Below are 26,586 nucleotides of genomic sequence, written 5' to 3'. Positions count from 1 at the left end.
TGGGTTTATCTAGTTACGAGGGGTTTTAACGATGAGTCATTAAATAGCTTTTGTCGCCTGTGTGAGCCACTCTAGTTCAGTGCCAGACATCAAAGGCGACAGGGTATTAAACACTTTCTGATGGTAAGCATTAAACCAGTCGATTTCGCCTTGGGTTAACAGGCGCTTATCGATAAGGCGAGCATCCATGGGGATCAGCGTTAGGGCATCGAATTCATACATTTCACGTTCGGCGCCCTTTAAGGCTTCGCAATGCTGCACTACCACTAGATTTTCGAGGCGAATACCAAAACTGTCGGCGCGGTAATAACCTGGCTCATTTGATAACACCATGCCAGGCATTAAGGCGATAGCATTAAGATTTTTACCTATGCGCTGTGGGCCTTCATGCACACTCAGGAAATGACCGACGCCATGGCCTGTGCCGTGGTCGTAATCAAAGCCATGTTGCCACAGATATTGGCGGGCAAAAGCATCGAGTTGTTGGCCTGTCGTGCCTTTAGGGTAGCGGGCTTGATCTAAGGCAATATGGCCTTTAAGTACCAGTGTCACCATCTTTTTCTGTTCATCATTCACTTCGCCAATGGCGATGGTGCGGGTGACGTCCGTGGTGCCGTCCAGATATTGAGCGCCAGAATCCACTAAGTAGATGCTGTTCATCGTCATCATCGCAGGCGTGCCATTGTTATGGTTATAGTGACACATGGCCGCATTGGCGCCAGCGGCGGAGATGGTGTCGAAGCTTGGCTCGCGATACTTGGGATCTTCGAGGCGGAAACTTTCTAACTTGTCGGCAAGAGTGGCTTCATCGTGCAGACGATTAGCCACGACTTCGGCATCGAGCCATGCAAGAAAACGGCTCACTGCTACACCATCACGGATATGGCTGGCACGCATGCCCGCTAATTCGGCGGCATTTTTTTGGGCTTTAGGCAGAGAGACTGGGTCGATACCAGCAATCAATTTGGCGCCAGCATCGCGGGCAAGATTTTGCGCCCAAGCGTTAGCAGAGTTGGGATCGGCCAGCAGTTTCACGCCCTGCAAACTTGCCAAGGTATCGGCAAGTGAAGCTTCACTGTTAAAGCTCACACCCGCTCCAACGTGTTCCTCAATGCCTTCGGGGAGTTTGCTCAAATCGGTAAACAGCTGCATATCACCATTGGCATGGAGCAGGGCGCAGCCGAGCACGACAGGGAGGCGAGGAACATCATTACCACGGATATTAAGCAGCCAGCAGAAAGAATCCAAAGCGGCTATTAGCGCGACATCGGCGCCGGCTTTTTTGACTAGTGCGCCAATCTCGGTCCGTTTTTGCAGGCTGGTCTTACCCGCACTTTCATTACTAAATAAGGTGATAGCTGCGCTCGACGGTGCAGGTCGATTTTGCCAGTGCTTATCAATCGGATTCTGTTCGACTGCCACCAGCTCGATTTGGGCTTTCGCTAACGTCGCTTTGGCGTTTTCAAACCAGGCTAAGGTGTGTAAACGGGCATCAAATCCGACACGTGAACCTGCGGGTAACGTGTCGCATAACCATTCGATTTGCGGAGTGTCTGTCAGGCTTTCATAGCTAAAGAGGTTTGCATCGACCTGTAAACGCACTTGTACCGTATAACGACCATCGGTAAAAATGGCGGCTTTGTCTTTTAGGACAATGGCCATGCCGGCTGAACCGGTAAAATCCGTCGCCCAATAAAGACGCTCGTTGTGCTCTGGCACATATTCGCCTAAATACTCATCGGCGCGCGGAATAATAAAGGCGTCTAAGTTGGTGTTTGCTAGCTCGCTACGAATGGCGGTAAGACGGTTGGCAATCTTATTTGATTGCAATGGTTGTGACGGCGAAGGTAACGACATAGGGGCTCCAAATTGATGGCATGGGCTACAAAGGTAGGCTGCCAAATTATCATGGGTAATGCTGGCGAAAAGGATGCAAATTGACAGCGATTATCGCAAGCTCAGCAACGAAGTTGCAAGGTATGGAATAAAGGATTTTGTATACAATTTTGTGTTTTAGCCGACATTTTGTGATGAAAATGGCTGTGATCTCTCGCTAATAATCAAATTAAATTGTTATCTGAATCACTCTGGAATCATGACTAATTCTTACAAATTAGCTACTTAAGTTTTATTCAATCGCTAATATTGACCCATTATGCTAACATTCGCCATCTCCGCTCGGGGTCAGAGGGGAGCACATGTATCAGTGGAGTTGGCGATGCAAACATTAACAATAGACGTGGGCGGTAGCAAAGCCCTGTTCGAACTTCAACTCAAGGGGCATACAGAACAATATAAAATCCCCACGGGTGAAGGCTTTAAAATTGAAGACTTAAATAATCAAATTGCGGCGCTAGAACGGGATTATGATTTGCAGCATTACCATTTAGCGATCGCTGTACCAGGGCTTGTACAACAGAATCGTTTGGTATCTTGTAAATCCTTGCCCGGTTTAAATGGGTTGAGTTTTGATACCTTGAAAACCCAAGGTCAGCTTAAGTTTATCTGTAATGATATCGATGCGGGCATGCAGGCAACCTGTGATGAAAAATATGCCTGTGAGTTGTTAGTCATGTGTGGCACCGGTATCGGTATGTCGATTGCCTTTAACGGCAAAGCGTACACCGGCGCAACTGGCGTCGCTGGTGAGTTAGGGCATTGCCGAGTGATGACAGAATCGGGGGAGTTCACTTTAGAGCAGCTTGCGAGTGGTGATTCTATCCGTAGTCGGAAGATTTCTACTGCCGATGATGTATACCGTGCAGGTACTTATCTTGGTATGGGACTCGCATGGGCGGTAAATCTCTTTAATCCTAATCGGATCTGGTTAGCGGGCGGCATGATGAACAGTGCGCCTTACTATAAAGGATGTCTGGACAGTTTAAGACGCATGGCCTTGAGTGCGCCATTAGCCGAAATGAAGATTAATCGTGTCGATGATATGGAAACCTTAGTTTGTCGTGGTTTATCAGTGATCTTGGCAAGGGATTTTTCGGATAAAGTTAGCGCGAGTGACTAACCGACAGCTTAAGCTCAAATCTTCGTGTTACTCATGCTTGATAGTGCAATTACCCTATAAACTTGGGGTGAATTGAGCTGATAAAATTGTTGTGAAACAATGCGGTCATCGGGCCCAAGTGATTGTTAACGTAATTATTTGTTAACTTAAACACTTTTATTCGATGATCGCATTTTTATTCTCTGCGTTTAGTCGCTTTGACATACATAGTATAGCGAACGGCCCAGTTAATCGTTTCGATATTGTGAACAAACACTCCGGCTGATAGAGCAAACCAAAGGTTGTCATGACAGCTAAATCTATCCTATTAATTTCTTTTAAATACAGATAATTATTTTTATTCCCCGTAGGTGTTCTTGACGAAAAATCCTTTTTGGTAACGAGTGTTGCACTAAAAATGTTGTTATTTGGTTGCAATTGGGTTTGGTTGCAGCCTATGCTAGTTACCACAATGACAACGTTGTCATTGGTGTGAAAGGCAAACCAATCGAAAGGTTGGGACGCAAAGCCTCCGGTCTAAAGGTTTGTGAATACCTATGATAGCGGGGATACCGCAGGTTGTTTCTTCGTGTCGCTATATGCGCATGGTGTTAAGATTTTTTTCCTGTCTATGCTTTGTTTGCCTTATTGATGCATAACTTACTCAATAGGGAATTATCATGTTTAAAACTCAAATATCCACCGCAGCGATGTTGGTGGTTTCGGTGCTGGCATCGACAGCCAGTTTTCATACATTGGCTGCCGCGCCAGGCAAACCAACGATAGGATGGGGCGAAACGAAGTTCGCTATTATCGAAGTAAATCAATCCGCTTCTGCTTACAATCAATTGGTAAAGGTTAAAGATGCTGCCGATGTGTCCGTTAATTGGAACCTTTGGAGTGGCAATGTTGGTGATACCGCGCAAGTTTTGCTGAACGGCAACCCCGTATGGGAAGGGCCATCTGGCACTTCTGGAACCGCAACGTTTAAGGTGAATAAAGGTGGCCGTTATCAGATGCAAGTGCAACTATGTAACAGCGATGGTTGTACAAAGAGCGATGCTAAAGAAATTCTCGTAGCAGATACCGATGGTAGCCATTTACTACCACTGAATGCATCTCTAAAAGAGAACAATCGCCCCTATGCGAACAAATCAGGCAAAGTGGTCGGGGGTTATTTTGTTGAATGGGGTGTTTACGGGCGTAAATTCCCGGTGGATAAGGTGCCCGCGCAAAACTTAACTCATATTTTATATGGCTTTACGCCCATTTGTGGCGGCAACGGTATCAATGATAGTTTAAAAGAAATTGAGGGTAGCTTTGAGGCATTACAGCGTGCCTGTGCTGGCCGTGCTGATTTTAAAGTGGCGATTCACGATCCTTGGGCGGCGGTGCAAATGCCACAAGCTGGTGTGAGCGATTACTCCGATCCCTACAAAGGCAACTTCGGCCAATTGATGGCATTAAAGCAAGCCTATCCCGATTTGAAGATCCTCCCGTCCGTTGGTGGCTGGACGCTCTCTGATCCCTTCTACTTTTTAGGGGATAAAACCAAGCGCGATACCTTTGTAGCTTCGGTGAAAGAGTTTTTACAAACTTGGAAGTTCTTTGATGGTGTGGATATTGATTGGGAGTTCCCCGGCGGCAGCGGCGCAAATCCAAGCTTAGGTAACGCCAATGATGGTCAAACCTATGTCATTTTAATGCGCGAATTAAGGGCAATGCTCGATGAGTTGAGTGCTGAAACCGGACGCACCTATGAACTTACCTCTGCTATCAGTGCAGGTGATGACAAGATTGCGAAAGTTGATTATCAGGCTGCACAGCAGTATATGGATTATATTTTCCTGATGAGTTATGACTTTAACGGTGGCTGGACTAATACTGAACTCGGCCATCAAACCAATCTCTACGAGGCAAGCTGGGATCCAAATACTCGCTATACCACAGATAATGGTGTTAAAGCATTGCTCTCGCAAGGTGTCACGCCAGGTAAGATTGTGGTTGGTGCGGCCATGTATGGTAGAGGCTGGACTGGCGTGAGTGGCTATAGTGGTAACAATCCATTCACTGGCACGGCGACGGGTAAAGTCAAAGGCACTTGGGAAGCCGGAGTTGTTGATTATCGCCAAATTGCCAAGGATTACATGGGGGCTGGTTGGAGTTATGCCTATGACGAAACCGCAGAAGCGCCTTCTGTCTTTAATGCATCTACAGGTGACTTAATCACTTTCGACGATGCGCGTTCGGTGAAAGCCAAAGGTCAGTATGTGCTGGCAAATCAGTTAGGTGGGTTGTTTGCGTGGGAATTGGATGCCGATAATGGCGATATTCTCAATGCCATGCACGAAGGTTTAGGCCATGGCGAGGGAACCACTCCGCCAGCGAATAGATCACCTATCGCAAATGCGGGCGCAGATGTGGCTGTCACAGGCGCAGTGGATGTACAACTTAACGGCAGTGGTTCGCGTGACCCTGAAAACGCAGTTTTAGGTTATCAATGGACACAGGTTTCAGGCCCAAGTTTAGTGATTAGCAACGCAGATTTAGCGAATGCCTCGGTGCTGTTGTCAGCGACGCAGTCCGATGTCGTGTATGTGTTTAGCTTGCAAGTGACTGACCCTGAAGGTTTATCCTCAACGGATACTGTGACCATTACCCATAAGGCAGATACACCTAATCAAGCGCCTGTGGTGAATGTGCCTGCGAGCGTGACAGTTGAAGCAGGGCAATCGGTGAGTATCAATGCGACTGCGACCGACGCAGATGGCGATAGCCTCACCTACGCATGGACAGTGCCAAGCAGCCTTGCGGCGAGCGGACAAAACAGTGCCACCCTTGTGATCACGGCGCCGAGTGTTTCTCAATCGACTCAGTATAGTGTGAGTGTATTAGTTTCTGATGGTGCGTTAGATACCAGTGCTACCTTGACCTTAACTGTAACGCCTAAGGTGACGGGGGGGCAATGTGATGCTACCGACCCCAACGCGGCAAATTATCCCGTTTGGAATGCGACCAGTATTTACAACACGGGCAATACCGTTAGTCATAATCAATTGGTGTGGAAGGCCAAATACTGGACTCAAGGCAATACGCCCTCAAGAACCGCCGATCAATGGCAATTGTTGAGTCAGGTTGAGTTAGGTTGGGATGCGGGCGTAGCCTACAACGGCGGCGCGACCACTAACTATAAAGGTCGCAAGTGGCAGGCAAAATGGTGGACTAAGGGAGATGTGCCCGGTGTCGCGTCCGTTTGGACTGATATAGGTGCAGCAGCGTGCCCGTAAGGGATATTAATAACGCTTAAATAAAACAAAGCCCTGCAATGCAGGGCTTTGTTTTTAATATGGAAACTAATTTATCTTCAACAGTTCAACATCAAAAATCAGTACCGAACCACCACCAATTTTGCCTGTGCTACGATTGCCGTAGGCAAGCTCACTTGGAATAAAGAAGCGATACTTATCGCCTTCAACCATCAGTTGCACGCCTTCGGTCCAACCTTTAATCACCCGATCCAACGGGAAGGCAATGGGCTCACCGCGCTCGACCGAGCTATCAAATACGGTACCGTCGATCAAAGTGCCGTGGTAATGCACAGTCACTGTATCACTCGCCTTAGGATGAACAGTGCCTGAGCCTTGATTTAACACTTTATATTGCAAACCTGAAGCTGTGGTAACCACATCTTCTTTGGTTTTGTTTTGCGCTAAAAATTCATTACCTAAACGGATATTTTCCTGCGCTGCTTTTTGGTTGTTCATCGAGGTAAAGAAGTAAAAAATCACCCCAGCAATCACAACAACGGCAAGTAACATTTTCATTTTAAAGAGTACCTCAGTCAATTTTGGTCATGTTATCAGTTTTTTAGCGTGTGAGGCTAGCGATGTTCGTGCGCGTAGCCGTGGATGCTTCGCGTTACATTTTATCACGCTTTAAAAGTACCCAAAGGCTTTATCCCGCTTTAGATATCGCTTAATCTGTGGCATTAGACGCTGCAAAAACTCAATAAAAACAGATAAAAAGAATAAACAAGGACAGTCCTATGTTAACCAAAGCGGCAAAACCTCTGGTCAAGCTGGTCGACCGTTATTTACCCGATCCCTATATTTTTGTCTTACTCCTCACGTTGGTCGTGATGATATCGGCCGTGGTGGCCGAGCAAAAAACACCCATGGACGTCATCAGCTACTGGGGCGATGGTTTTTGGGCACTGCTGAGTTTTTCGATGCAGATGCTGTTAGTGCTGGTGGCTGGATTTATGCTTGCCAGCTCACCACCGATAAAAAAATTGCTCGATGCCATCGCCGGCTTGGCTAAGTCTGCGCCGCAGGCGATTATCTTAGTGACGCTGGTTTCTCTGGCTGCCAGTTGGATTAACTGGGGTTTTGGTTTGGTAGTCGGCGCGTTATTTGCCAAGGCGTTGGCCCGTAAGGTACGAGTGGATTACCGTTTATTGGTTGCCAGTGCGTACTCGGGTTTTGTGGTTTGGCACGGCGGCTTGGCGGGGTCTATTCCGTTAACCATTGCCACTGCGGGGCATTTCTCAGAATCACAAATTGGCATTATCCCTACCAGTGAGACCATTTTTGCCAGTTTTAACTTGCTGTTAGTGTTGGTTTTATTTGTGGTTATGCCACTGGTAAACCGTTTTATGTTGCCAGAAGAAAAAGACAGCATCTATATCGACCCTAAGGCGCTTGAAGATGTGAGCAGTGAAGAGAGCAACACCGGACATGCGCCAAACGCTATCACTCGTCCCGCAGATACATTAGAAAATAGCCGTTTACTGGGCTGGAGTGTGGGCGGCGCAGGGCTGGTGTATTTAGGCTATTACTTTGCAGTGCAGGGCGGCAGCTTAAACCTTAATTTAGTTAACTTTTTATTTTTGTTCCTTGCCATAGTGCTGCATCAAACGCCACGCAGTTTATTGCAGAGTCTTAACGAAGCGATTAAAAGGCGGTGCGGGCATTGTGATTCAGTTCCCCTTCTACGCAGACATTATGGCGGTGATGATGCAATCGGGTTTAGCCCAAAGTATCTCCGAAGGATTTGTAGCCATCGCCAGTGCAGAAAGCCTGCCATTTTGGAGCTTTATCAGCGCAGGCATTGTGAACATTTTTGTGCCTTCGGGCGGCGGACAATGGGCGGTGCAGGCGCCGATTATGTTGCCAGCGGCTGAAGCGCTGGGCGCCGATGTGGCACGTGTTGCTATGGCGGTGGCTTGGGGTGATGCATGGACCAATCTTATTCAGCCTTTCTGGGCTCTACCTGTGCTGGCCATCGCCGGATTAAAGGCGCGGGATATTATGGGATTCTGTTTAATGCAGTTGATTATCACAGGGGTCATTATCAGTATTGCCCTAAGCTGGTTTTAAGTACTGATATAGCTCAAAATTTCCCCGTTAAAAGAATTAACGGTTAACGGGGCTAATTTTTTCATTGCGACTTCCGTATTGTGTCAATTCCAAATGTGGCCGACATTTTGTTATGTATGAGCCTTGAATTGGTGTCCCTAAGGGCTCTACAACTTGTAGGCATGCTGACATTCGTATCTTCAGGTTGATTGGAGATGCGCGCTTTAAATCAATCTATCCATCACTCCGGTTTGGAGCCCATAACCCAGCAAGGCCAAGTTGGTTACTACCGTTAGCCAAAACAGTTTACGAAAGGCCGTTTTTACTGATTTATGGCGTAGAAGGTGCTGGGCAAACAGTGCACCGGGCCAGCCGCCCATCAGCGACATCAGGTGCAAAGTACTTTCTTTGGTGCGCCATTTACCTCTTTTAGCGGCTGATTTATCAACGGCGTAGGTGAAAAAAGTGCATAAACTCAGCGCCAGATATAAACCAGCAATCGCGATTGGCAGCATATGCCACCAAGCCGCGCCAATTAACATGGCGAGAAAGACCAGCGCTAATAACAATGGCATCGAACTCGCCTTGCTGTGAATCACTCTCGGCTTTGAGGCGCGGGGCGAGCGGGTGTGAGTCGTTTTTTTGTTGTTCATTTGTTCTGGTGCTAGGGACGAATGGATTTAAAGGCAAGGTGGCGCCAGAGTTTTTCGAGCGGCCCTTGCTTAAAGTAGCGTAAATATACACTCGCAAGCAGCAATTGCAGTAGCGAATAACCCAAGGCTATTGCCATATAACCGCCTCTATTGAGGGTTAACAGTAACTCAGGGGCAAAGTGGCGAAAGATAAATACGCCAACGATAGATTGCAGAATATAAAGGCTAAAGGCGAGTTTGCCGACATTTTGCAGTGGCTTTAGCACGGTCGAGCGGTTTTGGCAGATATAAACCACTATATGGATATAAATCAGCGCCATCGGGATAGCACTCAGCATGACTAGAATGTCTGAAAACATCACCAGTATGGGGTTTTCGGTTAAGCCTAATAGGGTATCCATGGAGGATAACACTAAGGTGGCTAAAGCGAGTTTGAGTAAGGTGTTACGGTCAAAACCCTGTTCAAAGATGCCCTGTTGATAGAGTGCCATCCCCAGCAACATTAAGCCTGCCGTAAACCACATTAAGGTAAAAGGGATCACGAGCGCCATATAGCCAACTTGAATTAAATGCAGCAGCAGTTGGTTGGGGTAACTCGATGTCCAAGCGCTGTATTGCTCGGCAAAAAGCACTGATTCGCGGGTAAACAGTTCGTCACTGCCGCTAAGCGCTATTAAGCTGATCATCACTAAGGCAATGAAAATAAAAATATTGGCCTTACGTTTTAACTCGTCGATGCTGGCATCTCGGTAACAAAGTGCTAAAAAACCGCTGATCCCATAGGTCAGTAAAATATCACCGGGCCAGATAATAATGCCGTGGAGCAGGCCAAAGACAATTAACCATTTCAAGCGTGAGCTTAGCAGCGAATAAGCGGCCAAGCCCTTGTTGCTAAATCGCTGAAATTGAATATAAAGCCCAACACCAAAAAGGATAGAAAATAGGCTGATAAAGCGCCCTTCAATAAAGAAATTGCTAATGCTTTGGAGGATTTGGTCTGAAAGTAAGGGGATTTGATGGGGCGCATAGCCATAAAAACTTATCCCCATAAAATAGATATTCATAAAAAATATCCCCAAGACGGCTAAGCCCCGAATCGCATCGAGGTTGGCATTGCGAGTACTTGGGATCGAGTGATCGTGAGTGTGATTCGCCTTTGAGGGATTTGCCCAAGGATCTTTAGCAGCTTGAGTGATAGGTTTGATAGTAGGCATCCTTTCTCTACACGAAATGGGGTAAACCGAGTCAGAGCTCTGCTCCGTTCAATTTTATGGTACGAGGCCTTCGCCGAACTGGTGCTTAAGGTATATCACTGCTGAGCCATTCGATAAGAGCTACAAACAGCGTTGCTATTCACCAATATCTTCGTTCCATAGCTGTGGCTTGGCGGCGATAAAATCGCGCATCAGTTGTTTACACTCGGGGTTGTCCACCACTGTCACGTCGACTCCGCGGGACTGTACATAGGCTTCCGGCCCTTGAAAAGTGACATTTTCACCGACCACTACCTTAGGGATGCCGTAGAGTAAAATTGCGCCACTGCACATATCGCAAGGGGAGAGGGTTGAATAGAGCGTGGCCTTTTGATAATCGGCGGCGGTCAATCTGCCAGCGTTTTCGAGGCAATCCATCTCAGCGTGTAACACGGCGCTGCCTTGCTGCACGCGTTTATTATGCCCGCGGGCGATAATTTTACCGTCAATCACTAATACTGAGCCAATGGGGATACCGCCTTCGGCTAATCCTTGTTTGGCTTCATCAATGGCGGCCTGTAAAAATTCATCCATGTTGTCCCCCTGTTAGATTGTTTTGCTTAGCATAGCAGTCCGTAAGGTTTGGGCAAGACAACTTAACTTGTTATCTTGCTTGACGATTAACCTTGGCTCGGTGGCGTTAACTTATTTTTGCGGCTTTTCTGAAATCCATAATTTGATATGCCCCTTCACGACCACGACTCCTTGAGTGTCGTAGGCGGTTACGGGCACCAGCATATCGCCGGGGGCCCATTGCTCTGGCGTGACTTCAGCCACACACAAAATATCGCTGCCCGCTTTGGCGGTGTAATCCACACTCATGCCCTTAGGGATCCAGCGTAAATGGGCGGGTATCGAGGCTTCGGCCATCACGCCCATTGCCATTTCTAGGCCATTACAAATCGCAATCACGTGCACCGTTTTTATATGGTTATGAACAGCATGACGTTTTTTTATTAAACATGAACAGTAGTTAAGGCGTAATTCAGTGATCAGTGGTTTGATGGTGCCAAAATAAGGCGCCATACGTGACACCATCATTGAGAAGATTTTTTGGCCAAAGGGTAAACCTTGGGTCTTGTGGTAAAGCGCAAGCACCTTGTTAGGTTTGGTACGGGTTTCTTCGTGAGTACTCATGTTTATCCTTCATCGGAGTGCAAACTAAGGGGATAATCTTTGGCCAATGATGTTAGGTCTTAGTGGCGCGGTTATCTTTTTCTGGTCGGATGAGTGTAACATTGAGGTAACAATAATTGCCAGTCGGCTGAATTAAGTAAACTTCATTTCGCTGTTTTTAGGCTAACACCGTATAATCACGACAAATTTGTCATCAATGACACCACATATTGATTTAGCAACAAGGACTTACATTGAAATATTTGCTGACCTATTTTAAGGGCATGGCCATGGGCGCCGCCGATGTGGTGCCAGGGGTTTCGGGCGGCACCATCGCCTTCATTACTGGCATTCTTGATACCTTGCTTGAAAGCGTTAAGCGCATCAATCCATCCCTTTGGGGTGTGATTAAGTCGCAGGGGCTAAAAGGCGCTTTTATACATATCAATGGCGGATTTTTAGTGAGTTTATTGGCGGGGATCCTGACCAGTATTTTTAGCTTCGCTAAGCTGATTTCGTGGTTGCTGGTGGCGCATCCCATTCCGATTTGGTCATTCTTCTTTGGCTTAATCATTATTTCTGTGGTGCATATGCTCAAGCAGGTGAGCGGCTTTACGCTGGCACGCTTAGGTTTATTCGTGCTCGGCGTGTTAGCTGCTTGGGCAATTACTGTGCTTAATCCTGTGTCGGTGGAAGCCAGTTACTTAAATATCTTCTTTGGCGGTGCGATTGCGATTTGTGCCATGGTGTTACCCGGGATTTCGGGCAGTTTTATCTTATTATTGCTTGGCTTATATCCCGTTGTATTAGCAGCAGCCAAAAATATTCAACTCGATATTTTGGCGTGTTTTGCTGTGGGGGCCGTAATGGGGTTACTGACATTTAGCCATTTATTGTCGGCGCTGCTACGTAAATACCATGATGCCACTATCGTGTTTTTAACCGGATTGATGCTTGGTACCTTAGGCAAAATTTGGCCTTGGAAACAAACTTTAACCTGGCAGACCAACTCCCATGGCGAGCAAGTGCCTTTGCTGGAACAAAATATTTCGCCACTTAATTTTGAGCAAGTGACTGGCCAGCCCTCACAACTCTTGTTTGCTATTGTGTGCATGTTAGCGGCGATTGCCTTAGTGTGGGGCTTAGAAAAGGTTGGTAAACGGGATTAGCTAATTCTGTGGATGATGTGAATAAAAGCAGCGAATATCGCTGCTTTTCTGTTTTAAGGGCGATGGAATATCTCGACTTTAGGGCAATGTCATTTTGCTCGTTCTTTAGTTACAATCGCCCAATTATAGTGAGTGCTCAGCCATCGATGTTGTGCATCCGTTTAAACTCAGTGAGAGTTTGTTGTTACGATAAGGATATAGTTGTGGAAAAAAAACAGGTTCCCTGGGTTGGTGTGGCGCTAGCAATTTTTGCCTTAGGTCATGTAGTTAACTTACTCATTGATAAACAAGATTCTGAAATATCACCTGAATTAAAGCAGCAAATTTCTGACACGATCTTAGCTCATCGGCCATCATCCGCCGTGAATAATGTTGTCACTTCCACCCCGAACAACCTTGAGCTGGTTGACGATTCGCCCAAAATCCCGATGCCCGCTCAGTTAGCCCAAGTGAGTCAAATCTACAGTAATCTCAGTGCATTTGCGGCGCTCAAGCAAGATGGCACTGTGGTGGCATGGGGCGAGCCTGACTGTGGCGGCGATATCAATAATGCCGCCGAGCCTCTGGTCAATATAAAACACCTATATGCGGCAGAGGATAGTTGTGGTTTTGCGGCCTTAACCCATGACGGAAAGCTTATTCCTTGGGGAATGGCGATGAAGCAAGTACTGACAGGTGTTCGTTCTTTTGTGTTGGGAGAGGTGCTGTATGCGGCCATCAAACAAGATGGCAGTGTAGTGAGTTGGTCTAACTTGGATTCAACGCCTGCCGAACTGATCTCGGGGCAATATGCCGCGCCTGCTATGACCAATATTGACACAGTGTTGATTAACAAAGGTGCCTTTGCTGCCTTAAAGCAAGATGGAACTGTAGTCTCTTGGGGGGGCGCCGATTATGGCGGCGATAGTCGTCACGTAGCCTCTGAACTTACCCATGTCGATTTGCTCTATGCTAATGATAATGCCTTTACCGCGAGGACCGCGACAGGGAAATTAGTGTCTTGGGGCGGGCCCAGCGATGAGCAAAAAGGCCGTGAACAATTAGCCAAACTTAGCCAATTAGCACCAGCCGTGAAAGTTGTTAACACCGATCATGGGTTTGCGGCACTGCTGGCGGATGGCAGCGTATATTCGTGGGGTGAGGGCGAATTGACTGAGTATCATGCCGCGTTTCCAGCGCGTTTATCTACCACAAGTCGCGCCAATAAAGTAATTGATATTTATGCAAATCGTGGTGCGTTTGCCGCTCTAACCATTAGTCGTCAACTGTACGTATGGGGCAGTAAATTCAATGGTGCCGATACGTCAGTCATACAGGAAAAGTTGCAAAACATTGATAAGGTTTATCCCTTTGATGAGGGATTTGTCGCGCTACGTCGGGATAATACGGCCGTTGCTTGGGAAGGTTGGGACTTGGGACAGCATCAACCACGTTATCAAGAAATCCCGCAGGTGGACAAGGTGGTGACCTATGAGCGGGAGTTTGCCTTTTTAAAACAGGATGGCACTGTGGTTGATGGTCACTCTGGACCTAAAACTCAAATCACTCAAGCATCGGATATTTTCCCGACAGGCTTTGGGTTTACGGTTAAACGCCAAGATGGTTCCATTGCTGTATGGATGGGTGAAGAGCCTGCGATGACCTTAGATAAGCAAGCCGTTGATTTGAGTCAAATGCGTGAGATTCGAAGCAATTTGTTTGATGCCATTGCGTTAATGGCCGATGGCACTGTACAGGCATGGAATATGATGGGCTTGAGCGGACAAGCCTCGCAATAACGAGCGCAAAATACTAAAACGCAAGGGCTAAGGTTATTAGATCTTAGCCCTTTGTTTTAGGCTGAGACTTTGTCGTTTTCAGCTTGATTGGCTTTGATTTCACGCAAATAGCGGTAAATGGAATGCACTGAAATCCCCAATCGAGTGGCGGCGACTTGGGCGCTATCCTTGAGTTCAAAAATCCCTAATTCATGGAGTTGATTGACGATTTCGCGACTTTTTTGCGAAGGTGAAATCGCAGCGTTAGCACGAACTTCGTGGTTCACACTGTCAATCGCACTATGTAGCGCCTCATCAATATTGCGTGCGAATACTTCGGGTGAATGGGTCTGCTCATTGCTAAACAGTTGTTCTGGCATCATAGTGCGCAGGACTGATTGCAATGGGGCATCCATATCCGTGTTGATACAGAGCAATCCAATCGGTTGATCTTTGCTATTGCGGATAATGGTGGTGGTTGATCGGAGTGTTTTACCGTTGGCACATTTTGTCAGGTAAGCGTTAGAAATATCTTGTCCCGATTTTAGTTTTTGTATCGCAAGATTGGTAATCGGCGCGCCAACTTCTCGCCCGGTTATATGACCATTGGCAATTTTAACCACCGAAGGATGCTTAGCATCTAAGCTGTGCAGCACTACCTCTGTATGCTGGCCATACATGGCGGCAATCCCATCGACGATATTTTCGATCGACTTGAGTATATCCAGATCGCTTTGGGTTAAGTCATGTAATTTCATCATGTTAGCCTTTATTCAGAAGCCTATCAGGAATAACCGTCTTACTCTGACATGATGTTAATAATGGTGACATCCGTTGATGACATACCATTAAGGACCATTCTGCCAATGTTTTTGATGGTCTTCTCAACATCTTTGGCAATGATGCCTTGCCCAGAAACGTTTTGGCTGTTGAGCGCCATTAAGAAGGAGCGCACCGCCGCACTCGATGAGGTACTGACCTTCATAGCGCAGGAGGCTTTCGCACCATCACAGACCATACCCGAGCTGTCGCTGATAACGTTTTGAATCGCAAAGCAGGATTGCTCGAAACTGCCGCCTGCTAAATACACCATCGCCATAGAGGCGGCGGCGCTGGTGACCGTATTGCCACAAAATGCCGATAATGGCGGGTAGTGTGACTTAATATAAATCGCCCCTAAGTGGCTCATAATTAAGGCGCGCGCCAGCTTTTCTTCACTGACTTTATAACACTGAGCGGTGATCACTACCGGAATCGTGGCCGCAATCCCTTGGTTACCACTGCCTAAATTGCTCATGGCGGGCAGATTAGCGCCGCCCATACGCGCATCGGAAGCTGCCGCAGTTAGCATCACAATTTTATTGAGTAGGTCTTCGCCAATAATCCCCGCGGCAATACCGTTTTTCATGGTGCGGCCGACTTCTAATCCATAGGGTTTGGACATACCTTCATCGGATAATTTGCTATTTAACTCAGAGGCTTTAAGGATAAATTGGATTTCTTCGAAGGGGACTTCTTGGGCGAAGTGGTAAATCGATTCAATATTGATATCGACGCCGTCGCAGATTGAGCCTGTAGCCTTGGCTTGGGCGTTATCGGCGGTAAAGACTAACTCACCATTTAGGCGCTTCTCGGCTATTAAAGTATGGCCGCCGCAGATTTTCACCATGGCTTCTTGTTCACCCGCGGTTAATGTCACACAGCAATAGATAAATTCGTCGGTCGCGGTACGCTCAACCTTCACTTTACCCGCATCAATAAGGGTTTGTGCTTGCGCCACTTGCTCTGGGGTGACGCTGGCTAGTACTTCCAATCCTGCGTCGGCATTGCCCGCAAGTGCGCCAGTGGCGGCAGCGATCGCAAGACCTATTTTACCTGTTCCAGGCACATAGACGCCCATTGAGTTTTTATACAGATTATCAGAGACCTGCACTGCAATTGCGTCTGGATCACCAGTCAACAATGTGCGTGCAACCGCCGCCGCGTAAGCTGCGGCAATCGGCTCTGTGCAGCCTAAAGCAGGTTTAACAACTTGGTTGATGATGTGAATATACTGCTGCCATTGGGGTTTCATCGGGCTACAACCTTACAGATGCTTAATCGTTAACGTGGGCGATGGCTTCGATTTCCACTTTGACACCCAGTGGGAGATCCTTCACCGCAAAACAGCTGCGCGCTGGGCAGTCGGTTTTAAAATAGGTTTTATAAACGTCGTTAAAAGCGGCAAAATCACTGATTTCGCTTAAGTAACAAGTGGTTTTAAGTACGGTTTCAATGCTGCCGCCGCCAGCTTCGAGCACGTATTTTAGATTCTCAAGGCATTGCACCGATTGCTCGCTGATGCCGCCATCAACCACGCCACCTTTGTCTTTGCATACTGGCAGTTGTCCTGAGGTAAAAATAAGGTTGTTACAGCGAGTGCCGTGGGAATAAGGGCCAATGGCCAGAGGCGCGTGTTCTGCGTGAATAATGCTTTTCATGATTGAATCACCAAAGTCTAAATTTGCAACATTATTTGCATTTTTTGGCGATAGAGCAATCGTTATTGCAAATATTTTTGTATCCATAGAAAGTTTTTGTATTTTTTATTTAGCTATATCAGATTGTTATGTTTTGTGGCTGCTACTGTTGGAAACACTCAACTTGGCTTTGACTCAAATGAATTTGCATTAGATAGCGGTTTTATGACTCGGTAATACCCTTGTTAGCTTTAACTCTGGTTAATAGGATTAATAGTATTAAGAGGATTAAGCCCAAATGAATCCGAGCGAAGATTTTGGCTAGATTCTAAAGCTGTTGCCAAATTTAGTTGACCACTACAAGGTGAGTTTACGCGTCAATCGTGAGCTTATTGCAAGTCCATTGAACGTAGTTATCATTGCAATAAGCTGTTTGATATACATTTATTTATCCGAGCTTGGTGTCTTCTGGCAAACGCTTACTCTTACATTTTGTCATAAGAGCTGCTCGACATTGAAGTAGAATAACTAGGCGTTATTCCTTGTTTCACGAGCACGATCTTGCCATAACGAACAACATTTAATCTCGAAACATTCCATACGCCCGAGAAATGAGCACACACTCAAAATTTGTTTGAAGGTGTGTGAATCAAGCTAAAGCTTAAACTGCGAAGTCGCATTCTTCAGTTCATCGGCAAAATCGACTAAGCCTTCCGACACATTTCGCACCTGTGACAAAATCTGTAAGGTTTCGTCAAAGGAAGCATTCATACTAACCACATTATTTACAACGAGAGAGGCGACAGAAGCTTGTTCTTCGGTTGCAGAAGCAATATTCGTGTTCATTCCATTAATACTGACGATTTGCTCTTGGATTGATTTTAAGGCGAGGCCAGTATTTTTCGCGTTGGTTTCATTTTCTGAGGATTTGGTTAAGGCGGCATTCATGGTATTGACGGAAGAAACCGCGGCGGTTTTAAGATTTTGTAATACTTGACGGATTTCAGTGGTTGCATCGGCGGTTTTAGAGGCTAGGGCGCGCACCTCATCGGCGACGACCGCGAAACCTCGGCCTTGTTCACCCGCACGTGCGGCCTCAATCGCGGCGTTTAGCGCTAACAGATTGGTTTGTTCTGCAATCGAGGTAATCACATTTAAAATTGAGGTGACATTTTCAGTATCTCTAGCCAACTCATTGATAGAATTTGAAGCAACTTGGATTCCTTTGTTGAGATCTTGGGAGATATCTATGGTTCGTTGCACCACATTCATGCCTTGCATGGCTTCTTTTTCGGCAACTTGGGCGGCACTGGCGGCTTGTCGAGCATTTTGCGATATTTCAATCACGGAATGACGCATATCCTCCATTGAAACTTGCACTGTACTCGCATCTTGACTCTGTTGCTGAGTCGCTTTAGTCGCATCTTCCATCCGCTGTTTTAACGAATGTGAACTCTCTAACAGCGGGTCTGTTACGTTCACTACTTGGAGGATGGAATCGGCAAGTAATCTTAGAAATCGATTGAAGTTGCTGGAAACTTGGCCTAACTCATCAGTGCCAGAAACAGTGAGTTGATGATTTAAATCCCCTTTGCCATCAGCGAGTTCTTCAAGCGAGCGGGCAACGCTATGGGCGGCGGAGCTAATCGAGCGAGCAATTGCAATGGTCACAATAAACATCACGATAAGTAATGCAATACCAGAGGACACCGTTAGCCACAGGCTTTGCTCCGATCTGTCTGCGGCTTCTTTGATCGCTTGTTTAAACTCAATGATTTTACTCTGTTTGTAGGCTTGTACCTCATTGAGAACCGCTTCAAAGGCTTGGGACTTTTCTTGGCTGATTTGGCCAATATTTGCCATATCGATAGTCCCAGCCAGCATGCCTTTAGCTAGCTTTAGCGTCATGTCATTGTAGCGGGTGAGTTTATTAGATAAGCCGTTTAACTGAGTTGCCTGCGAGGGATCAACGCTATCAAGCTGTTGTAGATTCTTACGAACTGACTCGTACATATTTTCCGCGTTGGTCAATAAATCTTCATCTGCAAAGGAAACCGATTGGGTATAAAGTTCATCGAGTCGTTGCACAAAAAATACGTTTTGATTGGCTAACTCTACTCTTTGATAAACTTGTTGCTCCATATAATTAAGCGTTGCGCGATTTTTATTAATTGAAATAACACTAATGCTTAAATTTAATGTGAATATAACGACAGCTAAAATAAAAATTGCGCCAACTTTTTTAAAAATAGAAACGTTGTTAAAAAAATTCATTATCAGCCCCCAAAAGGTGCCGGAGTATACTCCGGCACACCAACTTAAAATTCGGCAACCACTTTGACCGAATCATTGGCCTCACTACTATCAATATAGCCAATAATATTGGGGTTTGAAGAAACAAGTTTAATCATTTCTGCCCCACTAGTGACTTCTTTGGGCGGTGTTCCTTTACCGGTAAATACTTTTTGTGACCAATAGGATTTGAGTTGACTCGATGATTTACCTAAGACTTTTGAGTCAAAGGTTTCCCTTAATGGTACGGCACTGTCCAAATTCACTGGAACAGCGGAGGCACCGTTAGGGAAGGTTTTTGTTTTTCCTAGATAAATGTTTTCTATCGCTTTTTGATCAATAGTATCGCCATTGCTCGGATGAACAATTACCACCACGCCTGCCCAAATGGGCATTGATACTAAGCTAAGTAGGATTGAGCAAAGTAATTTTTTCATGTCTCTCTCCTAAAATACCAAGTCAACGCCGAGGCTGATGGATTGCGAGTCTCCCGCGACCTTCATGCCTGGGCCGCCTTCATCTTTTACATCATCGTATTGAATTTTAAAGGCGGCAGAGGGATGGAAATCCCAACGTATACCCGCAGAAGTGGTGTGATGGACTTCACCACCTTCACCATCATTAAAGTCAGAATACGAGACATAAGGCATAACAGATTTTATGCGGTATCCCAATGTGACGAGATAAGTGTCTAGATTACTGCCATCTAGATCCAATCTATTCAGCTCAGATAAAAATAAGAAGTTGTTATAATCGATATTGACCGATAAGCCGTAAAATTTACCTGTTCTTTGTTTATTGCCATTCCATTCTTGTTGTACACCACCAATATAACGCTCATTGGTATATTGCATATGGGTTAAGCGAATATCCAACCAGTCACGATTTAATTGCACTACGATTCCACCAATATCTTTCCAAACTTCGCGAGTGTTCTCGAGAAAGAAGAAATCGGAGAGTAATTTATTGGGGTCACTATCTTCACTGCCGTAATAGACCTGTCCAGACATAGTCCATTCGCCAATAAGATAGTTATATAGCGCACTAACACCTGTGTAGTTAAATATTTGCCATGTGTAGTTGTCTGCTGGTGGACGGATCCAAGGATAGGCATATCCCACGTCGAAAAAGTCACTGTAATAATAGAGTGGCAGTCTTTTTTTACCGCCTTGTACCGTCCAGTGTTCATTTAATTCGTAGGATAAATAGGCCCACTCAAAATCGGCTGAAAAGTCATCGGCACCTCGGGAAACCACCTGAGCGGTGGCGGATAATCCTTCTAGTAAATCGGCTGAAAATTGAATACCAAAAAGTGTGTCGGGTTTAAAGCTGATATCTTCATCGTATGCGCCCACGAGTGGATAATCAGCTAGGAAGGTTGGGCCAAGGTCAAACTCTGCAACGCCAGTGCCATCTATTACTCTACCCGCAACCACTGAGGCAAAACCTGAAATATTCACTTCGGCTTGGGCACTGGTGGCAAGTAAGAGAGAACAGAGACTGAATAACAGTTTATGTTTCATAGATAAACCTACTTTTGTAAGGTATGTGCATTTTTAAGCCTAGAATGAATGTGGTTTTTTACCATTATTTTTGGAACAATTTTGCAACAATCACGTCTAAGTTTCATTTTCCGGCAGAGCTTCAGGGCTTTTTTACTTTGATTTTGATTTATTTGGTGTTTAGTCATTTTGACCATGCATCAGTTAAGAGGCTGTCGAGCCAAACATGGATAAGTAATGTGTGACAACGTTTTTAAGAGTACTGAATTGACCGACCGCTAAACTCAATACCTTTGCGACAAAATGTCCCACTTATCTTAACTATTCTTGCATTTATGTGCTCTTTAAGGGGTTTTTGGTACATCGATCCCATTCCCATCCACGACACTATTGAGGTGCAGATGGGACTTTCTATAATCGCTATCAAGTACTTTAGTGGTCTCTTTTTTTCTAATACTTATCCATATAAGGAATGTCTAATGCAAAGGCGTGATTTTTTGAAAGGTGCAGCAATTCTCTCGGCAGCGGGAACCGTGATGCCAGTGTTGGCGGCGTCGACTCAAGGTTCAATGGTCGATAAAGCCTGCGGCCGTCGCCGTTTTACCTTAACCAATACCTATCAATTAGTCGCGCCAGAAGGCTCATCCGGTGTGGTGAAGTTATGGGTGCCGCTACCCGAAAACACGGCCTTTCAACAGGTTGAAAAACTTAACTTTAGCGGCACTTATCAAGATGCTTATATCAGTGCTAATAACCATTATGGCGCCAAAACCCTGTTTGCGACTTGGCCCGATGCTAAAGGTAAAATGACCTTAACATTAGAATTAGTGATAGAAACCCAAGATTGGGAACCCCTTAAAAGCGGCGAGTTAAGCCATTATCGCGCGCCAGTAAAACCTGAGTATCCTGCTGAAGTCGCTATCTACCTTAAGCCAACCAAGCATATGCCAGTGGACGGTATCGTGAAGCAGACCGCCGATAAGATTGTGGGTAAAGAGACCGAACCACTCAAACAAGCACAACTCATTTTTAACTGGGTGAGTGCCAATATGTACCGTGATAACAGTGTGATAGGTTGCGGTAATGGTGATGTGGCCGCGATTCTTGAAAGTGGCAAACTCGGTGGAAAATGCACTGATATCAACTCAGTGTTTGTGGCGCTGATGCGCGCAGTGGGTGTGCCCGCCCGTGAGATGTTTGGTATTCGTTTAGGCCAAGCGATCAAGATGGGGAAATACTCTAAAAAAGCCTTTGGCAGTGCTGATGAAAAAGGGGTTGCCGATGTCACTGGTGGCCAACATTGCCGTGCCATGTTCTACCTTGCTGGTTATGGCTGGTTACCCGCTGATCCTGCGGATGTGACTAAAATGCGCCTCACCGAGAATAAAGAACATAACGACCCTGCAGTGCAAGCGGTGAACGACTACCTATTTGGTAACTGGGAAATGAATTGGGTAGGCTTTAACTATGGCCGTGACTTTGACTTATTCCCCGCCGCAGAGCAGACTCCACTCAACAATTTTGGTTACCCTTACGCTGAAGTGGATGGCGACCCTGTCAATTACTATGAGCCAAAAGTATTTGCCTATGACTACCAGTCAAGCGAACAGCGTTAAACAGCTGTTAGCCACCATGACCGCCGCAGTGATTGCGGCGATCGCCTCCAGCCTTTGTTGTATTGCGCCCTTAATCTATTTAGTGTTTGGCGTCTCTGCGGCGGGGCTGTCGGGGCTATCGAGTTTAGGTTGGTTACAAGTGCCTATGTTGATCCTGTCAACCGGGCTTATCTTGTTTGGGTTTTGGCGTTTGTACTTTGCTAAAAAGCCGCTTTGTACCGGCAAGTTTAGCCGAGGACAAATGTTGCTCATTTACTGGCTTAGCGTGCCGATTGTGTTGGCCTTTCAGCTGTATCCCTTTGTTTTACCTTGGTTGCTTGAGGTGTTTGAATGAAGCCACTATCACGTATCACAGGATTTACCACACGATTAACCACACTATCGACCCTATTAGCCATCACATCATTAGGATTTACGCCCTCCACTTGGGCAGACAATCTGTTGGTCACACTCGATGTTAAAGGCATGACTTGCCCATTATGCGTTACCGTCGTCAATCAAGCCCTGCGCAAAACCGATGGCGTGATTAAGGCCAAAGCCAATTTGAAAACTGAGCAAGCGGTAGTGACAGTCGCTGAGGATTATAACCTCGATAATCTGCTAAAAGCTGTTGATGCCACCGGATATAAAGGCAGCATCAACAAGGTTGAAAAGCAGAGTTGAGAAGCTTTTAGCCGTTCGAGTGAATCGTTAGTACAGGCTAATCTTGGCTTTCAAGAACGGCTTTTAAGCGCGCAAAGGTTTTCATTGAGTCCGTGGCTAACATCGTTTGATAGGCTGGATTTTGGGCGTGCAACTCATATTTATTCGGCGCTGTTTTTCTAACAACGCGGAGCAAATACTGGTTATCCCCCGTATCTTGCTTTATCTGGTGGTGTTGTGGTTTTTATTAAAACGATTCAGATTGCTCTTGCTACAGTTAATATTAAGTCCATTTTGCGTATTTCCTAATAAGTTCAGTCTTTTAAATAGCTTGATATTAAGACACATAGCTTGGGTTGACGAGTTTTATTAGGGATTGCAGATGTTAACTATCGCGCTGGCGGGCTAATAACAAGGGGTTAACAGGTGAGTGTTAACCCCTTTTTTGAAGCGTTTTACTTCAGTTTTTTAAATCATTTTTGACTAATTTTTAAATCATTTTTTGAAGAAGGCTTCGTTGGTGCCGTATGGGCCTAAATCTAAGTCGCGTTTGCGGATGGCATCTACACGGTCGAAGGCTTCTTCGGCCACGCGTAGGTTTTTCACATCTTTACGCCAGTAGTATTTAAATCCATCAAAGTGGGCGTTGTTTGGATACCAGTAAAATACACCTAAACCTTCTTTATTGAGGATTGGGGTGTTGTGAATATGGGCACCAGGAATATAGAAGTACTGACCTTTTGCTAAGGTTTCAAATTTATTGTTTGCCAGTGTTTTACTGGTGCCGTTGACCACGTAGTAACACTCTGGTTGACCATGGAAATGTGGCTCATGGTCTGATTTCAAACCATTGGTGATACCGATAACCATTGGGCTGTCTGAGAGTTCTTTCCAGATATAACCCACTGGTGAGTTTTTAGGATCGCAGTTTTTGGCTTCGAGTACGTTACCGTGGTCATCCAAGGTTTTACAAAAACGTTGGTCTGCAGCAATGCTGTCATTGGGTTTGATGGTGTTAAAGTCGATTTTGCCTGCTTCCCAATCAGCAATGTAGGCCTCGATTTCTGGGTTACTGCACTGCTCTGGCATGGTGTTTTGCGGCACATAGGGTGTGCTGTCGTACGGCACTGGTGTCATTTGTTGATAGGGCAGTTGCGCATGGTTACATTGGGGGCCTTGAGCCATAACCGCTGTAGACGTTAGTGCGGCTAATCCAAAAAGCATTTTTAATTTCATCATTCCAATCCTATTTTTGCATCGCTTAGTGGCGATATTGTGTTGGTTATGTTGTTACGTGACTAACAATAAAGTGATTGGTTGATGGTAAAGGTGAATTGGATCACGGCATATTTTGAGTGGCAAACTTATTCGTGACTCTACTCGCGAATAATCTTACCGTCTGAGCCGCTTTACAGCTGCAATTGCATGCTGAGCTGGGCATAGTTGGCCATTCCCTGCTGCGCATAGGGATGGGCTGAGCTGTTGTTATCTTCAATTTGATAGCGGCCCACTTCAATACCTAGGGTGAGTGCTTGGGTTAAATTGGTAAACAAATTCACACCAACGTGGCTGCGATCCGTTTGTTCTCTCTCTGTGCGAGTATGACCAAAAAAGAGTGTCGAGCGGGTGTAGTCAGTCCAAAAGTGCCTGTAGGCAAACATGGCTGATGTCGAGGTTTCTAATTCTCCTTCAATAATATCGCGCGCAGCGTCGGTGCCGACATAACGACCTAGGTGGCCGTAGTGCAATTGTAGGCGCAGATCATCTTGGCCAAAGGTAAGGAGTTTGGCAGCAAGGGAGAGCCCGCCAGCCCATTGCGATGTGCCCGCTGGATCTAAATAACGCACTAAGCCTGAGATAGACACATTGCCCCACTCGCCGGATTGGTTGTAGCGGGCAATCATATCTGGGATGTAGTCATGGCTGGTATCAATCCAGTTTGGTTTGGCTGCTGTAACGCTGGTTAGTCCATCCGTTTGGGCTTGGGTGCCGTAGGTGTAGGGATTTTCGAGGGCGAATTGCCATTGTTCGGTGCTATAGCGGATAAGTGCTTGTCTTACCATGGCTTGTCCAACTAATGGCCCACCTAAATCGGCTGTTTCGGCAAAGGTACTGGTATTGACTAAGGTTGACCAGGTTTGCCCGGCGGTGATGCCTTGATAACTGATATAGGCATGCCTAAGCCGTGGACTGTAGGAGTTAGAGATAATCGGATTTCCTTGGCTGGAGCCAACAAAATCGATTTCGGCAAAGGCTTTGGCCTCATCGGTGTTAAGTGTCAAATTAAAGCGGCTTTCTTGGGCGCCAAATTGGGTGCGTTTGCTGTGCTCGACAACCTTGCCTCCACCTGTCCAACTGTCTTGAAAGGCTAGATTTCCTTCAACAAAGCGAGTGTTGGCCTTAATAAAGCCGCCTAATTGCACATCGGCGGCATATAGTGAGGATGAACAAATAAAATAAACGGCAAGTGTAGGTAAATATTGTAGTTTCATCGTTCACTCTATAAGAAAAAAGCATAAAAAAAAGCCCTAACGAATAGGGCCAAAAAAGGTATCGCAGTCTAAAACGGCAGGGAGGAGGGACGTCCTAAACTGCGCAAATATTAGAAGTAGTAACCAAAGTTGATGTTGATACGTTTATCCCAATCGTTACCGACTTCAGGTAGGCCAACGTGGTCGTTATTGGCGGTCGAGAAGGTCATGTTTTTACCCATGACAAAGTCAATCATGGTGTAAGTTGGGCCAGCAGAAATCGCCATACCGGTGACGTTTTGCATGCTGTTGTCGTAGCTATCGTCATCAACATCAGGCGTCATTAAACCAAAGTCGTTATAAAACTTAATGCTGCCCCAATCTGTGTTAACCGTTTTGGCAATGTTGATGTTATAGGCTTGGCCTTTTGAGGCGATTTCGTACTGCCAGCTCACCACCGATACGCCAATTTTGTTGTCGTCGATAGCATCTGCAGCATTGTATTCATACTGCATGGCTTGCATTTGTAGGTTCCAGCCGTTGTAGCTGCTGTCTAAATGCAGTGCGACGGCATAGCGGTCGCCATTATTACCGGTTTTGCTGTTGTAGATTTGGCCGACCTGTACTGAGCCACCAAAAGTGGTTGCGCCACCTTCGTATTCGGCGGTGTAGGTTTGGCGCACGTTGAGTTGGTTGGTTTCTTCGTTGTTGTATTCAGTGCCATTGATGGTGCCGGTATACAAGTCAGTTGAATAACGCTTGTTTTCGGTTGGGCCGTATTCGGCATTTTTATAAAACGCTAAATCCGTGTGCCAGCCGTTTTTCTCATAGGTCGCTTTTAAGCCGATGTCATGGTCATCTTCAAAGCCTAAATAGTAAGGCAGACCAAACCACCAACTGTTAGAGATAAACTCGTGGTTACCAAAGGGCACTTTGTTGATACCAAATTGCAGTTGCCAGTCTGGATCAATGTTGTAGTAGCCATAACCATACTTGATGTAGTTAGTGCCTGAGGTAAAACGGTATTCCGCCGCTAAACCGAAATCGCCTTTTTTACCATCAAATTTAATCGCGGCCATGTCGAAGTTAAAGTCGCCGCCTTTATCCTTCGATTTTTCATCATAATCGCGATAGCCATAGTTAACGCGCACGGCGCCGCCAACATTGATGCCATCTTCTTGCTCTGCGGCAAAGGCGTTAGTTTGAGATAGTGCGATAGCGGTTGCCACCATGGACAACATAAACCGGGTGGATTTTTTCATCATCATTACCTTTCTTAAGTTTTTGTATTATAAAAATTA

The 26,586-nt window shown here is 46.0% G+C and carries 22 protein-coding genes, 1 pseudogene and 1 riboswitch; of the genes and pseudogenes, 8 read left to right on the top strand and 15 right to left on the bottom strand.

Annotated elements, in window-relative coordinates:
* Positions 1-39: 39 nt before the first annotated feature.
* On the bottom strand, positions 40-1,857 hold the full coding sequence (locus AEA42_RS07115; RefSeq protein ID WP_055647341.1) for an aminopeptidase P family protein: 1,818 nt from the start codon (positions 1,855-1,857) through the stop codon (positions 40-42).
* A gap of 361 nt (positions 1,858-2,218) precedes the next feature.
* Between AEA42_RS07115 and AEA42_RS07110 the strand changes: the two genes are divergently transcribed.
* Together AEA42_RS07110 and AEA42_RS07105 are read left to right on the top strand one after the other, a co-directional pair.
* Positions 2,219-3,019, top strand: a complete 801-nt coding sequence (locus AEA42_RS07110) for an ROK family protein (protein WP_055647340.1) — start codon at positions 2,219-2,221, stop codon at positions 3,017-3,019.
* 467 nt (positions 3,020-3,486) lie between these two features.
* Positions 3,487-3,575: riboswitch (cyclic di-GMP riboswitch) on the top strand.
* 103 nt (positions 3,576-3,678) lie between these two features.
* Positions 3,679-6,285: a glycosyl hydrolase family 18 protein gene (locus AEA42_RS07105; protein ID WP_055647339.1), complete on the top strand. Its 2,607-nt coding sequence runs from the start codon at positions 3,679-3,681 to the stop codon at positions 6,283-6,285.
* Between the two features lie 66 nt (positions 6,286-6,351).
* Here AEA42_RS07105 and AEA42_RS07100 read toward each other — a convergent pair whose 3' ends face one another.
* Positions 6,352-6,822, bottom strand: a complete 471-nt coding sequence (locus AEA42_RS07100; protein WP_037425453.1) for an FKBP-type peptidyl-prolyl cis-trans isomerase — start codon at positions 6,820-6,822, stop codon at positions 6,352-6,354.
* Between the two features lie 221 nt (positions 6,823-7,043).
* Between AEA42_RS07100 and AEA42_RS07095 the strand changes: the two are divergent.
* A pseudogene (locus AEA42_RS07095) lies at positions 7,044-8,376 on the top strand (short-chain fatty acid transporter).
* Positions 8,377-8,579: 203 nt separating this feature from the next.
* Here the strand turns inward: AEA42_RS07095 and AEA42_RS07090 are convergent.
* The 4 genes from AEA42_RS07090 to AEA42_RS07075 form a co-directional block, all read right to left on the bottom strand.
* Positions 8,580-8,930: a DUF1294 domain-containing protein gene (locus AEA42_RS07090; protein ID WP_055647338.1), complete on the bottom strand. Its 351-nt coding sequence runs from the start codon at positions 8,928-8,930 to the stop codon at positions 8,580-8,582.
* 89 nt (positions 8,931-9,019) lie between these two features.
* Entirely contained in the window at positions 9,020-10,222 is a 1,203-nt protein-coding gene (locus tag AEA42_RS07085) for a DUF418 domain-containing protein (protein ID WP_055647337.1), read from the bottom strand.
* A 135-nt stretch (positions 10,223-10,357) separates the two neighbouring features.
* Positions 10,358-10,795 (bottom strand): nucleoside deaminase, encoded by a 438-nt coding sequence (locus AEA42_RS07080; RefSeq protein WP_011071603.1) that lies wholly within the window; start codon positions 10,793-10,795, stop codon positions 10,358-10,360.
* Between the two features lie 111 nt (positions 10,796-10,906).
* On the bottom strand, positions 10,907-11,398 hold the full coding sequence (locus tag AEA42_RS07075) for a hotdog fold domain-containing protein (RefSeq protein WP_037415749.1): 492 nt from the start codon (positions 11,396-11,398) through the stop codon (positions 10,907-10,909).
* Between the two features lie 233 nt (positions 11,399-11,631).
* Between AEA42_RS07075 and AEA42_RS07070 the strand changes: the two genes are divergently transcribed.
* Together AEA42_RS07070 and AEA42_RS07065 are read left to right on the top strand one after the other, a co-directional pair.
* Positions 11,632-12,546 carry a DUF368 domain-containing protein gene (locus tag AEA42_RS07070; RefSeq protein WP_037415751.1) on the top strand — a complete coding sequence of 305 codons (915 nt, stop codon included), beginning with the start codon at positions 11,632-11,634 and terminating at the stop codon, positions 12,544-12,546.
* 203 nt (positions 12,547-12,749) lie between these two features.
* Complete coding sequence (locus AEA42_RS07065; RefSeq protein WP_055647336.1) at positions 12,750-14,324, top strand: hypothetical protein; 1,575 nt, start codon at positions 12,750-12,752, stop codon at positions 14,322-14,324.
* Between the two features lie 56 nt (positions 14,325-14,380).
* Here AEA42_RS07065 and AEA42_RS07060 read toward each other — a convergent pair whose 3' ends face one another.
* The 6 genes from AEA42_RS07060 to AEA42_RS07030 all read right to left on the bottom strand — a co-directional run bounded on the left by AEA42_RS07060 (position 14,381) and on the right by AEA42_RS07030 (position 20,577).
* Positions 14,381-15,061, bottom strand: coding sequence for a PAS domain-containing protein (locus AEA42_RS07060; RefSeq protein ID WP_055647335.1), 681 nt, complete (start codon positions 15,059-15,061; stop codon positions 14,381-14,383).
* Positions 15,062-15,102: 41 nt separating this feature from the next.
* On the bottom strand, positions 15,103-16,377 hold the full coding sequence (locus tag AEA42_RS07055) for an L-serine ammonia-lyase, iron-sulfur-dependent, subunit alpha (protein WP_037415760.1): 1,275 nt from the start codon (positions 16,375-16,377) through the stop codon (positions 15,103-15,105).
* Between the two features lie 22 nt (positions 16,378-16,399).
* A complete protein-coding gene (locus AEA42_RS07050; protein WP_055647334.1) occupies positions 16,400-16,783 on the bottom strand; it encodes a RidA family protein in 384 nt (127 codons plus the stop codon).
* A gap of 633 nt (positions 16,784-17,416) precedes the next feature.
* Positions 17,417-19,036, bottom strand: coding sequence for a methyl-accepting chemotaxis protein (locus AEA42_RS07040; protein ID WP_055647332.1), 1,620 nt, complete (start codon positions 19,034-19,036; stop codon positions 17,417-17,419).
* Positions 19,037-19,080: 44 nt separating this feature from the next.
* Positions 19,081-19,491 (bottom strand): phosphate ABC transporter substrate-binding protein, encoded by a 411-nt coding sequence (locus tag AEA42_RS07035; RefSeq protein ID WP_037425478.1) that lies wholly within the window; start codon positions 19,489-19,491, stop codon positions 19,081-19,083.
* 9 nt (positions 19,492-19,500) lie between these two features.
* Positions 19,501-20,577 carry a hypothetical protein gene (locus AEA42_RS07030; protein WP_055647331.1) on the bottom strand — a complete coding sequence of 359 codons (1,077 nt, stop codon included), beginning with the start codon at positions 20,575-20,577 and terminating at the stop codon, positions 19,501-19,503.
* A 458-nt stretch (positions 20,578-21,035) separates the two neighbouring features.
* On the opposite strand from AEA42_RS07030, the gene AEA42_RS07025 reads away from it, so the two are divergent.
* The 3 genes from AEA42_RS07025 to AEA42_RS07015 are packed head-to-tail and all read left to right on the top strand — an operon-like array spanning position 21,036 to position 22,835.
* Positions 21,036-22,172 carry a transglutaminase domain-containing protein gene (locus AEA42_RS07025; RefSeq protein ID WP_055647330.1) on the top strand — a complete coding sequence of 379 codons (1,137 nt, stop codon included), beginning with the start codon at positions 21,036-21,038 and terminating at the stop codon, positions 22,170-22,172.
* Positions 22,173-22,188: 16 nt separating this feature from the next.
* Entirely contained in the window at positions 22,189-22,506 is a 318-nt protein-coding gene (locus tag AEA42_RS07020; RefSeq protein WP_047540796.1) for a mercuric transporter MerT family protein, read from the top strand.
* Positions 22,503-22,835 carry a heavy metal-associated domain-containing protein gene (locus AEA42_RS07015; protein WP_055647329.1) on the top strand — a complete coding sequence of 111 codons (333 nt, stop codon included), beginning with the start codon at positions 22,503-22,505 and terminating at the stop codon, positions 22,833-22,835. Before AEA42_RS07020 ends, AEA42_RS07015 begins: the two co-directional genes overlap by 4 nt.
* Positions 22,836-23,309: 474 nt before the next feature.
* On the opposite strand, the gene AEA42_RS07010 is transcribed toward AEA42_RS07015, so the two are convergent.
* The 3 genes from AEA42_RS07010 to AEA42_RS07000 form a co-directional block, all read right to left on the bottom strand.
* Entirely contained in the window at positions 23,310-24,053 is a 744-nt protein-coding gene (locus tag AEA42_RS07010) for a cupin (RefSeq protein WP_037425485.1), read from the bottom strand.
* Between the two features lie 170 nt (positions 24,054-24,223).
* Positions 24,224-25,306 (bottom strand): hypothetical protein, encoded by a 1,083-nt coding sequence (locus AEA42_RS07005; RefSeq protein ID WP_055647328.1) that lies wholly within the window; start codon positions 25,304-25,306, stop codon positions 24,224-24,226.
* 110 nt (positions 25,307-25,416) lie between these two features.
* On the bottom strand, positions 25,417-26,550 hold the full coding sequence (locus AEA42_RS07000) for a hypothetical protein (protein WP_055647348.1): 1,134 nt from the start codon (positions 26,548-26,550) through the stop codon (positions 25,417-25,419).
* Between the last annotated feature and the right edge of the window lie 36 nt (positions 26,551-26,586).

The sequence above is a fragment of the Shewanella sp. Sh95 genome (assembly GCF_001308045.1).
Taxonomy (GTDB): domain Bacteria; phylum Pseudomonadota; class Gammaproteobacteria; order Enterobacterales; family Shewanellaceae; genus Shewanella; species Shewanella xiamenensis.
The sequence above is the reverse complement of the archived record's forward strand: the minus strand, read 5'-3'. Positions and strand labels throughout refer to the sequence as shown.

Coding starts and splice junctions, on each gene's coding strand:
- AEA42_RS07115 (WP_055647341.1), bottom strand. CDS start 1,857: ATGTCGTTACCTTCGCCGTCACAACCATTGCAATCAAATAAGATTGCC.
- AEA42_RS07110 (WP_055647340.1), top strand. CDS start 2,219: ATGCAAACATTAACAATAGACGTGGGCGGTAGCAAAGCCCTGTTCGAA.
- AEA42_RS07105 (WP_055647339.1), top strand. CDS start 3,679: ATGTTTAAAACTCAAATATCCACCGCAGCGATGTTGGTGGTTTCGGTG.
- AEA42_RS07100 (WP_037425453.1), bottom strand. CDS start 6,822: ATGAAAATGTTACTTGCCGTTGTTGTGATTGCTGGGGTGATTTTTTAC.
- AEA42_RS07090 (WP_055647338.1), bottom strand. CDS start 8,930: ATGCCATTGTTATTAGCGCTGGTCTTTCTCGCCATGTTAATTGGCGCG.
- AEA42_RS07085 (WP_055647337.1), bottom strand. CDS start 10,222: ATGCCTACTATCAAACCTATCACTCAAGCTGCTAAAGATCCTTGGGCA.
- AEA42_RS07080 (WP_011071603.1), bottom strand. CDS start 10,795: ATGGATGAATTTTTACAGGCCGCCATTGATGAAGCCAAACAAGGATTA.
- AEA42_RS07075 (WP_037415749.1), bottom strand. CDS start 11,398: ATGAGTACTCACGAAGAAACCCGTACCAAACCTAACAAGGTGCTTGCG.
- AEA42_RS07060 (WP_055647335.1), bottom strand. CDS start 15,061: ATGAAATTACATGACTTAACCCAAAGCGATCTGGATATACTCAAGTCG.
- AEA42_RS07055 (WP_037415760.1), bottom strand. CDS start 16,377: ATGAAACCCCAATGGCAGCAGTATATTCACATCATCAACCAAGTTGTT.
- AEA42_RS07050 (WP_055647334.1), bottom strand. CDS start 16,783: ATGAAAAGCATTATTCACGCAGAACACGCGCCTCTGGCCATTGGCCCT.
- AEA42_RS07040 (WP_055647332.1), bottom strand. CDS start 19,036: ATGAATTTTTTTAACAACGTTTCTATTTTTAAAAAAGTTGGCGCAATT.
- AEA42_RS07035 (WP_037425478.1), bottom strand. CDS start 19,491: ATGAAAAAATTACTTTGCTCAATCCTACTTAGCTTAGTATCAATGCCC.
- AEA42_RS07030 (WP_055647331.1), bottom strand. CDS start 20,577: ATGAAACATAAACTGTTATTCAGTCTCTGTTCTCTCTTACTTGCCACC.
- AEA42_RS07025 (WP_055647330.1), top strand. CDS start 21,036: ATGCAAAGGCGTGATTTTTTGAAAGGTGCAGCAATTCTCTCGGCAGCG.
- AEA42_RS07020 (WP_047540796.1), top strand. CDS start 22,189: ATGACCGCCGCAGTGATTGCGGCGATCGCCTCCAGCCTTTGTTGTATT.
- AEA42_RS07015 (WP_055647329.1), top strand. CDS start 22,503: ATGAAGCCACTATCACGTATCACAGGATTTACCACACGATTAACCACA.
- AEA42_RS07010 (WP_037425485.1), bottom strand. CDS start 24,053: ATGATGAAATTAAAAATGCTTTTTGGATTAGCCGCACTAACGTCTACA.
- AEA42_RS07005 (WP_055647328.1), bottom strand. CDS start 25,306: ATGAAACTACAATATTTACCTACACTTGCCGTTTATTTTATTTGTTCA.
- AEA42_RS07000 (WP_055647348.1), bottom strand. CDS start 26,550: ATGATGAAAAAATCCACCCGGTTTATGTTGTCCATGGTGGCAACCGCT.